Annotated in this window: 15 protein-coding genes and 1 tRNA gene; 5 read left to right on the top strand and 11 right to left on the bottom strand. The window is 58.4% G+C overall.

Translation table 11 applies throughout. The features are described from left to right. Positions 1-11 precede the first annotated feature (11 nt). From Q1V57_RS15005 to Q1V57_RS14990, 4 genes are all read left to right on the top strand, one after another. A complete protein-coding gene (locus tag Q1V57_RS15005) occupies positions 12-1,325 on the top strand; it encodes a hypothetical protein (protein WP_300532450.1) in 1,314 nt (437 codons plus the stop codon). Next, positions 1,322-2,812: a heme biosynthesis HemY N-terminal domain-containing protein gene (locus Q1V57_RS15000; RefSeq protein ID WP_300532448.1), complete on the top strand. Its 1,491-nt coding sequence runs from the start codon at positions 1,322-1,324 to the stop codon at positions 2,810-2,812. Before Q1V57_RS15005 ends, Q1V57_RS15000 begins: the two co-directional genes overlap by 4 nt. Further along, positions 2,809-3,429, top strand: a complete 621-nt coding sequence (locus Q1V57_RS14995) for an AAA family ATPase (protein ID WP_300532446.1) — start codon at positions 2,809-2,811, stop codon at positions 3,427-3,429. Before Q1V57_RS15000 ends, Q1V57_RS14995 begins: the two co-directional genes overlap by 4 nt. 104 nt (positions 3,430-3,533) lie before the next feature. Next, positions 3,534-3,609: transfer RNA gene (locus Q1V57_RS14990), tRNA-Thr, on the top strand. On the opposite strand, the gene Q1V57_RS14985 is transcribed toward Q1V57_RS14990, so the two are convergent. The 8 genes from Q1V57_RS14985 to Q1V57_RS14950 all read right to left on the bottom strand — a co-directional run bounded on the left by Q1V57_RS14985 (position 3,593) and on the right by Q1V57_RS14950 (position 9,407). Beyond that, a complete protein-coding gene (locus tag Q1V57_RS14985) occupies positions 3,593-5,161 on the bottom strand; it encodes a recombinase family protein (protein ID WP_300532444.1) in 1,569 nt (522 codons plus the stop codon). The two genes, Q1V57_RS14990 and Q1V57_RS14985, sit on opposite strands and share 17 nt — an antisense overlap. 4 nt (positions 5,162-5,165) lie before the next feature. Continuing rightward, positions 5,166-5,513 (bottom strand): hypothetical protein, encoded by a 348-nt coding sequence (locus Q1V57_RS14980; protein ID WP_300532442.1) that lies wholly within the window; start codon positions 5,511-5,513, stop codon positions 5,166-5,168. A gap of 110 nt (positions 5,514-5,623) precedes the next feature. Continuing rightward, complete coding sequence (locus tag Q1V57_RS14975; RefSeq protein ID WP_300532441.1) at positions 5,624-6,190, bottom strand: hypothetical protein; 567 nt, start codon at positions 6,188-6,190, stop codon at positions 5,624-5,626. After that, a complete protein-coding gene (locus tag Q1V57_RS14970; RefSeq protein ID WP_300532440.1) occupies positions 6,187-6,438 on the bottom strand; it encodes a hypothetical protein in 252 nt (83 codons plus the stop codon). The genes Q1V57_RS14975 and Q1V57_RS14970 overlap by 4 nt, the downstream gene beginning before the upstream one ends. After that, positions 6,435-8,036, bottom strand: a complete 1,602-nt coding sequence (locus Q1V57_RS14965; RefSeq protein ID WP_300532438.1) for a type IV secretory system conjugative DNA transfer family protein — start codon at positions 8,034-8,036, stop codon at positions 6,435-6,437. The genes Q1V57_RS14970 and Q1V57_RS14965 overlap by 4 nt, the downstream gene beginning before the upstream one ends. Positions 8,037-8,113: 77 nt before the next feature. Next, on the bottom strand, positions 8,114-8,263 hold the full coding sequence (locus Q1V57_RS14960; protein WP_300532436.1) for a hypothetical protein: 150 nt from the start codon (positions 8,261-8,263) through the stop codon (positions 8,114-8,116). A 21-nt stretch (positions 8,264-8,284) separates the two neighbouring features. Continuing rightward, positions 8,285-8,569: a hypothetical protein gene (locus tag Q1V57_RS14955; protein WP_300532435.1), complete on the bottom strand. Its 285-nt coding sequence runs from the start codon at positions 8,567-8,569 to the stop codon at positions 8,285-8,287. A gap of 214 nt (positions 8,570-8,783) precedes the next feature. Then, positions 8,784-9,407, bottom strand: a complete 624-nt coding sequence (locus Q1V57_RS14950; RefSeq protein WP_300532434.1) for a site-specific integrase — start codon at positions 9,405-9,407, stop codon at positions 8,784-8,786. 246 nt (positions 9,408-9,653) lie between these two features. Between Q1V57_RS14950 and Q1V57_RS14945 the strand changes: the two genes are divergently transcribed. Further along, positions 9,654-10,217: a hypothetical protein gene (locus tag Q1V57_RS14945; RefSeq protein ID WP_300532432.1), complete on the top strand. Its 564-nt coding sequence runs from the start codon at positions 9,654-9,656 to the stop codon at positions 10,215-10,217. Here Q1V57_RS14945 and Q1V57_RS14940 read toward each other — a convergent pair whose 3' ends face one another. The 3 genes from Q1V57_RS14940 to Q1V57_RS14930 all read right to left on the bottom strand — a co-directional run bounded on the left by Q1V57_RS14940 (position 10,218) and on the right by Q1V57_RS14930 (position 12,335). Next, a complete protein-coding gene (locus Q1V57_RS14940) occupies positions 10,218-10,985 on the bottom strand; it encodes a hypothetical protein (RefSeq protein WP_300532431.1) in 768 nt (255 codons plus the stop codon). Positions 10,986-11,125: 140 nt separating this feature from the next. Next, complete coding sequence (locus Q1V57_RS14935) at positions 11,126-11,827, bottom strand: hypothetical protein (RefSeq protein ID WP_300532429.1); 702 nt, start codon at positions 11,825-11,827, stop codon at positions 11,126-11,128. Between the two features lie 118 nt (positions 11,828-11,945). Next, entirely contained in the window at positions 11,946-12,335 is a 390-nt protein-coding gene (locus tag Q1V57_RS14930; RefSeq protein WP_300532427.1) for a hypothetical protein, read from the bottom strand. Between the last annotated feature and the right edge of the window lie 3 nt (positions 12,336-12,338).

Below are 12,338 nucleotides of genomic sequence, written 5' to 3'. Positions count from 1 at the left end.
CACGGTCCGGCATGGCGTCCAATAACGAACATCTTGATCCCGAACCCGTAGACGCGGAGTTTGAGCCGGCGGACGTGGAAACGCCGGGAAAAGCCGCGCGCTCCGGATCCGTCACTCTGATCACAGGCTTTGTTGCCGCGACGCTGATCGGCGGCACTCTGGGAGCTTGGGGAAGCCAGTTTTTCGCGCCCGAGCAGGTCAGCGATGAGGGTGGGGCCGCCGCCGAACGCGCCGCCCTGACCCAGCATCTCACCGGTCTGGAAACCCGGCTCACCGCGATTGAGGCGGAAGACCCGGCGCGCGTCGCCCAGGCGACCGTCGGCGAGGCGTTGCTGGATCTGGAAAGCCGTATCGCCGCGCTGGAAAGCCTGCCGCCCGGCAGTACTGACCTGACACCGCTGGAAACCCGCATCGCGGCTCTGGAAACTGCGCCCGCCCCGGCCGCGGGCGAGGGTTTTGACGCCGCACCGCTGGACGCGCGCATCGGCGCGCTGGAGAGCGATCTGGACGGGCTGGAAAGCACGGCCAGCTCAGCCCTGGAGGCGGCCCAGCAAGCGTCGGCCAGCGCCATCGACCCGTCAATCCTGCAAAACCTGACCGAACGGGTTGCAGCGCTGGAAAACAGCAGCGATCAAGCCGCAACACCGGTCGTTGATAACGGCGCGCAGGTTGCGGCGCTGGAGGCGCGCATAGCGGCGCTGGAAACCGCCCTGTTGGAAGCCCGCTCCGTCGCCGATGCCGCGCAGTCCGCCGCCGACAGCGCCCAGACCACCGCGGATGATGCCGCCCGCACCGCGGCAACCTCCTCGCAATCGAACAGCGAAGCCGACCGTCAGCTGGCCGCCCGCGTCCTCGCCCTGACCGCCCTGCGCGATATGGCTGCGACCGGCACCCCGTTCGAGGCCGAGCGCGCGGCGCTGGCCCGGCTCTGGCGCGGTCAGCCCGATCTGGCGGCCCTGGCCGGGTATTCCCGCGCCGGTGTACCTGATCTCGACACGCTGAACGATGAATTCCCCGCCGCCGCGATCCGTGAGGCCGCCGGGCCGGGCCGGATTTTCTTCGGCCTGATCGAAGTGCGCGATGTCTCCGGTGGCAGTGACAGCGATAACCCGCTCGCCCTCACAGCCCTGGCCGAAACCCGGCTTGGCGAGCGCGATCTGACCGCCGCTGTCGGCCTGACCGAACAGCTCGAAGGCGATGCGCTCGCGGCAGCACAGGATTGGCTGATCGCCGCGCGTGCCCGGCTTGCCGTCGATGCCGCCATCACCCGCCTGCGCCAGGCCCTGGCCGAGGACGCGGCCGAACTCGGAGCCGATCCGTCATGATCCGCCTCATCCTCGCCGTCGCCTTCGCCATTTTCACCGCCGTGCTGGGCGCATTCCTGGCCCTCAATCCGGGCCGGGCCAGTTTCGAATTCCTCGGCACCGAGACCGAGATGCCCTTCGTCCTCGCGGCTGGCGGCATCATCGTCTTTGCCTTCCTCATGGTGGTCCTGTGGTGGGCCATCTACATGGCCTGGTCCTCGCCGGACAAGCTGCGCAATTTCGTCACCCGCCGTCGTCGTGAACAGGGTTATGACGCTCTCGAAAAGGCGCTGATCGCTTCCGCCGCCGGCGATGGTGAAACCGCTGTCCGCCAGGCCGCCCGAGCCGATGCCCTGCTCGACCGCCCGGCCCTGTCACGCCTGCTCGCCGCCCGGGCGGCAGAGGCGGCCGGCAATATCGACGGCGCCCAAGCGCATTACGAGGCCCTGCTGGAGGATGGCCGGACCCGGGTCATGGCCCGCCGTGGCCTGGCCCAGCTGGCGCATGAGCGCGGCGATCACAACGCCACCGCGGAACACGCCCAGGACGCGTTCAACCGCGCCAAGGGGGCACGCTGGGCCTTCGATGCCCTGTTCGACGCCCAGATCGCACAAGGCCGCTGGGAAGAGGCCCTCGACACGCTCAACGAGGCCGAGCGCCGAAAGCAATTGCCGCCCGATCGTATCCTGCGCCGCCGCGCCGTGATCATGACGGCGGCCGCCATCAAGCTGGAAGACGAACAACCCGAACGCGCCCGCGACCTGGCGGAAGCCGCGACCCGTGCGGCGCCGGATTTCGCACCGGCCGCCACCCTGGCAGCCCGCCTGCTGACAGCCGGCCGGCGCTTCAAGAAAGCTTCTGACGTGCTCGAGGCGAGCTGGTCGGCAGCGCCGCACCCGGTGACCGCCCGCGCCTATCGCGAACTGCGCAAGTCCGACACCCGCAGCAAACGCCAGGAACGCCTGAAGACCCTCGCAGACCTGCAGCCGGAACACCGTGAAAGCCGCCTGATCCGCGCCGAGATAGCACTCGATGAAGGCGAAAGCAGCACCGCGGAAGGCCTGCTCAAGCCGCTGCTGGACGACGGTGCACCGAGCGCCCGCCTGTGCGCCCTGGCCGCGCGCCTCGCCCGCCTCAAGGATGAGGATGAACAGGCCCGCCGCTGGATGACCCGCGCCGCCCACGCCTCGGTTGAGGCCGACTGGAGCGATATGGACGAGGACGGCCGACCCTTCCCCTATACCGATGATGACTGGAAGCGCATGGTCTATGTCTTCGGCGACGAGGCCCGCCTGATCCATCCGCGCCATGAGCGCTATGAGATCGCCGCCGAAGCGGTGCCGGAAACGGCCCTGCTGGAAGCGCCCCGCGTCAAACCTGCCTCGGGCGGGGTGACACCGGGCAGTGGAACGCAGTATTTCGAGGCGCCCCGCCAGCCCGATGACCCCGGCATCGAGAGCGGGGATGACGACGAACTCAATGGCGAGGACGCCGGACGCGCCGCATGACCCAGACCTGCCGCCTGATCGCTGTTACCGGAGGCTCCGCTTCGGGCAAATCCCGCCTGTCGCAAGCCCTCGCCGCACATTTTGCCGATATCGGCAGCTATGTCCTGGCCGAGGATGATTACTATGTCGATGCCGGCAATATGCCCGGCTTCGATGCCGCCGCCTTCAATTTCGACGAGCCGGCGGCCAAGGATCATGATCTGCTCGGCGCACATCTTGAAACCCTGCGCCAGGGCCGCCCGATCGCCCAGCCGGTCTATGATTTTGCCACCCATTGCCGCGCCGGACACACCGTTGATCGCCACCCGGCTCCGGTGGTGATTGTCGAGGGTATGCATCTGCTCTGCGCGCCCGCCCTGCGCGCGCACTTTCATTTCAGCGTCTATGTGTCCGCCGGCGATCCACTGCGCCTGGAGCGCCGCATCGCCCGCGATGTCGCCGAACGTGAACGCACCGAGGCCTTCGCCCGGCACCAGTTCGAGACCCATGTCCGGCCCATGCATGACCTTCATGTCGAGCCGCAAAAGCCGCATGCCGACCTGATCCTGGAAAACCGCGGCGCGCCGGATTTCAACGCCCTCGTCCGCCCCATCGTCGAGCACATCAAGGGCCTCTAGAAGGCTGTGTGAAATTCACCCGGCAACGGGACTTGCCGCCAAACCCATTCGCGGTTAGTTTCCGCCGCCTCCCGGACAGCGATTGGGCTGTCAGGGAATAGCGTGCCGCTTTAGCTCAGCTGGTAGAGCAACGCATTCGTAATGCGTAGGTCGCGTGTTCAAGTCACGCAAGCGGCACCATTTCTTCAAACTGTCCAAAATTTGCACCTTCAAACGCGCTTAACGCTTTGAAAGGTAACGATAAGTTGGCGGTTCTATAACCGAAGTCTCGACACCATTTTAGATGCTGGACAAAAGTGTATTTGACCGCAGCTTGACGGCACTCGATACGCTCGGAACGCCATAGATTTAAAGGGTTTGAGATGAACCGCATGGTGGTTCTATAAGCCTCCTCAAAACTGAGTTTTGAACCGCTCTTTCTACCCGTCAGTTCGGATAGTTTTTCGTCCAACGCCAACCGTTGTTCATTGAGTGTCACCAGTTCCTTTTCGTAGAGCGGAATAAGGCTGGAGTTCATGGCAGTCGCAATGCGGCTGACGAGAGCATCTATCTTGCTCTGTACGGCCCCCAGTTCCTTCCGCACCGAACTGGCGCGTAGCTCCACGTCATTGTGCTGCCGCTCCCAGACCGCTTCGAACATTGTCGTCGCTAGGCTGAACAGCACAGCATTCGGACGAACTGAGCCGAGCAGTTTCTCGAACTCTTCCTCCATCACCGCTTTCCGTGTTGACTTTCCGTATGCAACGCATCCTTTCGTCTGGCATGAGTAATAGCCGTGACGCACGCCATTACGGCTGCGGGACCAGGACCCTTTAAGCGGCACGCCACAATGCGCACAGTCAACGTAGCCTCGTAGCGGAAAATCAGGGTTGATGGACTTACGGATAGGGAATTTCGGCAGACCGTTGAGACGCTCCTTGATGCGAAGATGGGTCTCGTAGGTGATCAGCCCCTCATGGTGACCTTTTCGCGGAGGGATGCCCCATGGCTCGTACGCTACGTAGCCAGAATAAAGGATGTTGGTCAGAAGCTTCCGTATGTTCTGCTTCGGCACGAAACCGGTCTTACCCTTCGGAAAGTCGGGGTGATTGTCCAAGAACCGCTTTACTTCTGCTTGAGTTTGGAACCGACCGCTTGCGTATCCGTTCAACGCCTCAGCAATCACTGAAGCCGAAGGTTCTGACTTAACGAGAACGCTCCCGCCATTGTCCTTGTCTTTGGCGAACTCATAGCCAGGGCCCGGATGAAAGGTCCAATACCCATTGGCTACGCGGGCACGCTGGCGGGAGGCTGAACGCATCGCATTTTCGATCCGCGCTTGTTCCACCACTACCGCCTGGATCTTCTCTGGCAACTGCTTCGACGGATCATCCGAAAACGACATGTTTGGAGACAATAGCTCGCCCCCGGCGGCCCTGATTTCGTCGCGAAGCTGCATGTGACCTAAGTAGTTTCGCGAAAGCCGGGAGACGTCGTCGATAAGGACAACCAAATTCTCGGCGCGATGCGTGCGCAAATAATCGAGCATTGCGTCCATGCCAGGACGAGACACAAAGCGCCCAGACATTACATCCGAAAAAACCTGTACCGGTTCTAGTCCGTTGTACGCCGCGAAATCACGACATGTTCTTTCTTGCGAGCGAATGCCGTCACCTTCGAGCTGCTTCTTGGAGGAAATCCGAACATAGATCACCGCTTTGCGCAGATTGAGCGCGTCTCCTTCCGTGGTCAAAACATCACCTTCCTTCGCCGTTTGCGGCGTTAAATATATCGTTGAGAGGACCGTCTGATTTTATCAGAGAGGCGGTGTTAGATGCGCGCTCGAAATCTTGCGCCCTCAGAGCATCACTCACCGGATCAAGCCGAAACTGAATCCTCACAACGGTTTCGATCAGAACCCAAAGTCTGTGGATGAATTCGATCTTGATGGCCGGATCGACATCCAGACCATCTAGTTCAGCTAGATATGCATGCGTATCGCAGCCGACTGGCTGATCTGTCGGCTTAGAGAGCGCCAACGCCAGAATGTCAGACAAGCGATGATCCAATTCCGCTCCGTGCGGGGTCGGAGATTGATTATCCATTCCGGCGCCTTCCTTTCTTTAGTCGTTTCGGTCCATGTTTCTCCTTCTACACGAGAACAAAAGAAGAACATATATGCCGTAAATTCCCGTTTAGTAAAGAGATTTTTTGCTTATCGAGGCCTGTCTGTGGATCGATTGTGCTTGATCGGAGCCGGCGCCGAACGCGCTTCGCGGTGTGCCTCGCGGCGGGCTTCGCGATCTTGATCTGGTTGCCGATCCTGCGCCTTCTCGCGCTTTAGCTCTTGCGTGCGTTGGTATGCAGTTTTGGCCAGTTCAGAGACCTTCAGCAGGTCGGTGCCGGAAAAACTCCGGCTGTCATGCAGGTTCCCATCTCGATCCTGATAGGTGCGCGCCAGTTCTGTGGCGTAGAACTGCCCACGCTCGCCTTGCCGCTCCCAGATGGTTGCCTTGATCGCGCCATCGCGAAGGGTGTCAGCGCGGGCGCGTTCGCCATTCCATTTCGCAGTGAACGCGGCCTGATCGGCTTCGTGGGCGAACGCCGGGTTGGGCTTCAAAACGGGCTTTGGCGCGTCGTTTTTCACCATCTCTGAGCCATGCTTGGACGCATCCGGCGTATTGGCTTTGCCAAAGTCATGGCGCACTGAAACAGAGGCCGTCAGCGGCTTGCTCGGGAGCGTCGGTATCGACGCGGCAAAGGATGTGGTGCGCTTGCTCATGGCACATCATTCCCCGGCAATACGAGGGGGAAGATGAGAGTGGTTTCCCCAAAATCCTTGAGTTCTTCGATGATGGCGCGATCAACCTCCTCGGTGAGCAGATAGCCATGACCGATGAGCCAGAGGCGTTTTACCGGCCAGTCCCAGTAATCGACGCGCAGGGAACGGTCGGATGGCGGGATGCAGAGATAGGTCCGGTCAAATGCGACGCTATCAATCAGCCGGTTCTGGAAGAGGTCTTTGTTCATGGACGAAATCCTTCGATGTAGGACCAGTATCCATCGGCAAACTGAGGCAGGTGGGCGAATTGCGCTGGCACGCGTTCGGTGATCACGCGCCGATTTGCATGGCCGAGGCGCGTTTTAATGCGCACGCTGTCGGTCGGTGGGTGATAGGGATTAGGAAGAAAGCGACCCCGCATCGCATAACTCTCCCAATAAGGCCCACGCTCGGCATAGACCGGGTGCGGAACACCGTCGATGAACAGATACTGCCGGTCATTGAGGGTGAAGATGACCTCGTCCATCGTGCGCAATTCACGTTGTTGCTGGCTTCGGTTCGCTTCAAGCGCGCTATGATGCGATAGAGCGAGCGCAGCTTGGACAGGATCACCACCGGCGATAAGATGACGGGCCGCTTCCTCGCGCGCGTATTGGGCCCGCAATTGCGCCGCTTTGTCATCATATTCCAGCGTCTGCATGCCAAGTTGCTTGGATAGCCGCGCCGCAGAAACATCATCGCGAACGGCAAAATACTGACGCACCGCGGCGCTAGCGGGGATGATCACATCTCCGCCGGGAGCGGTAGCCTTCATCTGCTCAGTTGACTGGTAAAACGCCCAAGGCCGACAGCCCATCCCAGCGCCAATGGTGAAGAGCTCCATGGCAAGCGGGAAATTGCCCAACAGACCAATTTCATCGAGAAACCATGTTTGACGGGGAGCCGATGGAGCGCTTTCTTTGTAGTGCTTTACGCCCACAAAAAAGCTCTTCAGCACGCCGCCTAATTTTGCGATCCAACTTCCAGGCGGCATCAAAAATAGATTGATAGCCTCCGGTCCACACAGCTGCGACAGGCACATGTCAAAGGGCGGAGACACAGACTCCAACAAAACCGGATCAGAGAGCGGCGCTACTGCGCGCAACAACTCTCCCACAATGCCGCGAAACCCGCCGCTGTCATTGCCACGAGCGGCAGCGATCTCCTCTTCCACGGTCTTGGAAATAGTGAAGCCGGACTCGCTCATCTCGAACGCAAATTCGAGCCATCCATCGCCGCCGCCCGGTATGAGCATCAGCACTTCAAACAGACGCTTTAGCGTGACGACCCCATCTAGGCGCGCAAGCGTCAGCACAACGGCTTCTAAGAATTGTTCGCCGCGACCTTCAAAATAGACAGATCCTGCGGCACCGGTTTTTTCGACAAAGTTGTCCGCGAACGCTTTGGCCGCGGCATGAAGGTTTGGATTGTCTATGTGGAGATGACCAACCGGATTGATCCGGTGATAGGGCAGCCCAGGAATGCGGGCCGGATTCCAGTAATAGCTTGGCTTGAGGGTAAAGCTGATTGAGCCAATCTCGCCTTTGGGATCGAGATAAATTGCTGTGTCGGAGAACCCATCCAGACATGAGGAATAGGCTAAAACTGTCGCAAGCTTGCCTGACCTCGGCGCGGCTACTGTCAGATAACCCCCGCTCAGATTGGGCATGAGGGACCGTCCTCCGATATGCCCGACATAAAGTGCGCCCGGCGACAGATCGAACAGCCCAGCGCGGGCAATCTCCTCTTCGCTGGCAAATCGCGCCGAGCCGAAGCGATGTTGTTCTGGGTCAAAATTGAAGCTCATCTTTCCCCTTTCAGTGATGGTGAAAACAAAAAAGGGCGCGCTGTGAGCGCGCCCTTTCTCGACTGACTGGAAGGCGTTTAGCCGCCGGTGCATCCTTTGATGACCGCTAGGACGAGAAACACCCAAAAAATGAAGCCGAAGACTTCTCCCCAATCCGTCACTTCCGCAGTAATCGGGCGTTGACGGATATCGGTACGGGTTCCGACGCGTTTTTCTTTGGTGAACATGATGACACCTCCTTTGTTGTATCAGCGGGTCGGCAAGACGAAACGGAGCGTCTCGCGCGTAAAAACGATTTTGAGGAACAGGGCGATGCCCAGCGCGACCAGCGCAAAGCTGAGCAACCAAACCAACAAGGGCATGAGGAAACCCAGCCCATAATGCTGATCGGCGAAGGCCACTGCATACGGAACGATGAAAGCGACGACGAAAGGCGTCACGATGAAGGCACCGACGATTGAGGTCAGAGCCGACAAGCCAACTTGCAGACGTTCAACGAACGCTGGGCCCTGCGGTTTTGATTGAAAAGACATGCTGCGAACTCCTGCTGAGCCGAAGCACAAATGCCTCGACCGTTCTCAGGAGTAGTGATTTCGAATAGGGGCAGCGGGAGAGATGTGAGGCGTGCAAGCAGAAGGGATTAAGCGAGGGCATCCGGGCGGGCTCTATGGCTACGCCACCAAGTCATCCGCCGGCTGGCGGCCGATGTCTTGGCCCATGCGGGTGACGATCCCTGATGCGGAAGCGCTAAGCTGCCCACATTCTCTGGGCGGCTTCGCGCTCTTCTGGAGCGGCCATATCAGTGTAGATTTCAGTGGTGGCCAGCGAAGCATGACCGAGCCAGGTCTTTATCCTTGTCTCAGGGACCAACGACAGCGCGGCATGAACGCCATAGCTGTGGCGTAGTCCTTTGGCGCATGCTTTGACGCCGGTCAGGCCTGCGGCCTCCATAACCGCCTTCATCCGCTTCCACGCGGTGGTACGGCTGAAGGTCCATAGCTCCGAACACGCACCGCCACCCGGTGCAGCCTGTATTGCCCGCAGCCCATGGACCCGATCCATCATTTCGAGATAGGGCCACGGTACAGGCACGGGCCGGAAATGCCGCCCCTTGAGCTTGCCGCGTTTCTTGAGGCTACGGATTACAACGACGCCGTCAGCCAGATCGATATTAAGCGCACTCAACCCCAGCGCCTCAGAGGGGCGACATCCGGTCCAGAAGATTGTTTCGCAAAAACTGCGGTCGCGTGGATCGTCCAGCACATCGAGCGCCGCATAGAACCGGTCCCGCTCACTGGCGCACAGATATTTGCGTTCACCGATAGGGCTATAGAGCGTTAGGCCTGTGCTGTAGTCTCGTTGATGTGTCATTGCGGCGGCTCCTTTCAGGCAGCGTCCGCGCGAAACAGAATGTATGAATCTGTTTCACGGGGTCACACTCCCTGAATTCACGCCGCTTATCGGGCCGTTGGGCGCGCTGATAGCCGCTTGCCAGCATCGATACGCTAAAACAAAACGCAGCGCCGTCAAATAATAAAACAGATTCATACAAACTGTTCAACATCGCGAATAGAATATAGCAAAAAGAAACAAAATTATTCACTTTGCTCTTGCTTCGTGCGTTTTCTTGCTTTTTTACGCAACTTTTGCTATAAATCGCCTGTATTTAAACTATTTCGATTGGCAGATATGGGAGCAATTGGACGTTTAAGTCATGGTTTTGCAGGAGCGGTAGCGGCGACAGCGCTTTTCGCGACCCCGGCTTGCGCCCAGCAAGACACGTCCAACCAAGAGCCACAGGCCACACAAGTTGCGATGGTGGCCAATTCAAATGCTTCCAGCGTAAGGGATGCGATCGAATTTCTTCCTGATGCAGATCGGCCGGCTAATATGTGGGTGGTTGATCATCCAGAGCGCGTAGCCGTTTCTGTTCATCTCGGAACTCAAACCACAGACAATATCATCCAAAACATCGAGCCGCTTCTACGCGAGCATTTCGAGGCAAACGGCGTCACAGACCTTGCATTTTTCTGGGAACGCGGCACGGCTGCCGGAACCACCTTGGCTTACCATACAGACCATTATGTCTATGGCCCGTTTGGGCTAAACAATGCATTGGACAATGTCGCAGAAGCTGTCCGGCAAAACCGTTTCGATCGCGAAGTTGCACTAAATCGGTAGTTAGCTTGGGCTAGCGAAAGGGCTCGCAGCTTCAGTCTCGGCTGCCGTTTCGCCAACATCGTGGTGTACGACGTTAGTTCTTTCCGCAACTGGTGCATGGGCTGATTCAGCAGCCTGATCTATTTGCTGGGACTCATTGAAGGAAGAACGTGCAATTCGCTCATTAGACGCGGCGAGTTGCTCTGGCGTTGAGTTCTCATCATCCAAGATAGCGGCATGTTCCAGACCTATGCGCTCTTCGTATCTAGCCAACGCCCATTGCGCGAACTCATTGCGCTCAGGATCATCCTGGAATTCAGGCCGGATCCGGCCAGTTGCCGGATCAATCATTCTTTCGATTAGCGCGTCGCTTAAACGCTCGCGATAATCCTCCATGCTTTCGCCGTCGCGGCGTTCTGGAATTTCATCCGGCTCCATAACCCGGTTGGCAATCTCCTCGCGCCAGGCATCGCCAAAGCGCGCCTCAAACTCCGCTTCATAATTATCGGCCTCGGCACCACGCTGAGCAGCGAATTGCCGGGCTTCATCTATTGTTGCGAGCAGAATGACGCGATCCGTTTGCTCCTTGCGCTCTTTATCGTCTCTTTCCAGAGCATCGAGAGCCAGCGAGCGCGTTACCGCTGTGGCGGAGGCAGTCAGCCCAGCACGGCGCATTTCCTCTTCGCCGCCCAAGGCGAAGTTGAATGCGGTCATCTCACGGCGTTCTTCAAGGCTCTTGCCTTGCCACGCCGCATCGCGCTGCTGCTGAGAGAGTTGCCCCCGTTCCATGTTTCACACCCTATTTTTTATGTCGAAGTCTTTGCTTCGATTGGTGCTTTTATGATACAAGAGGCGGGTTAGCTCAGGCTTAATTTTGCCTTGTATTTGAGCTAATTACGTATCAAATGTCTCTCAAATTTTAGGTAATTTTATTGCGCATCTGGCAGTGCTTTCCACGCCTTAAGTGTCCAGTCGTAAAGCTCAGCGGAAACCGTGCGCGGGCTGCCATTGATCCAACTCGAAATCAGCCCCGCAGATAGCCCTTCCGGCACCTTGCCGCGATAGAAATATTTTAGAAGTTCTGCGGTCTGCACGCCCGTGCGAGCGCGCTCAGCCTCCAGCGCAAGGCCGTCAGCTTTGGTGAACTCCCGGCGTTCACTGTGCACGCTCCGCCTGTCGATTGTTTTCTTGAGGCCCGGTTTGCAGTCTGGGAGGGCGCGAAGCGTCTTGAGAACCGCATCAAGTTCATCCTTCCGGGCATTTCGCGCGTACCCCTTAACCCAGCGCATGATTTTCGTGTCATCCAGCTTGTCTGGGCGATCCGGGATTTTGGCGATCAGCGCGCGATAGTTGAACCCGGTTCGATCTAAATGCCCGACGATCTCGGTTTGTATCTCATCAGTGATCGGCAGAATGGGGATGACCTTAGGCCAGCGCTCCAAAACAAACTCTAGATGCCTTTTGCGCGCCCTCTTTGATGCGCCGCGCATCCAGCTCACAATGATCGGCGAACTCAGCCCGTCCGGAACACCCGACTCATGGCGTAGAAATTTCATGGGCCCAACGCCGGTCTCTTCTCTTATCCGGCGTAACTCTTCCAGAACATCATCGGTGAGTTGAACGTAGCCCATGGAAGAATTGTGATTAGGGCGACCATTGCCCGTCAAAACAATCCGCTAACGCGGCCAGCAAAATCTGTGAGTAGATGAGGGAGGCCCTGTTTTTGGGGCCTCCCTCTACTTTCCTGCGTCAGAGTGTGATCGGGTCACCTTCACGAAGGAACGCTATAGCGAGCAATTGAAAGCGCAGCAGCATGAAATCTGACGGCTTTCGCGTAGCGGGGCGTTCAGCGTACCGAAGTACATCGGAGAGGTATTTGAACGACTCATCATCGCCGAATGCCTCACTCAGGATTTCGTCGTGGAAATCCATCCATCGACCGTTTCCATCAAATACATCATATGCCCCGTCCAGAGCATTCAAGTGTTCGGCAATCCACTCCGCCATTTTGCGGCGCGACATGTTCAGCGTCACAACATGCTGCGCTAACTGGTTCAAGAATTCCGCAGACAGAAAAACCTCATCGTCTGCGAGCTGAATGGCATCCTCGTAGGAATACCAGGCTGCTTGTGTCTCCATTGT

This window comes from Maricaulis sp. (assembly GCF_030149425.1).
Lineage (GTDB): Bacteria > Pseudomonadota > Alphaproteobacteria > Caulobacterales > Maricaulaceae > Maricaulis.
Note: the sequence above shows the minus strand (reverse complement) of the source record. Positions and strands in the feature narration are given on the sequence as shown.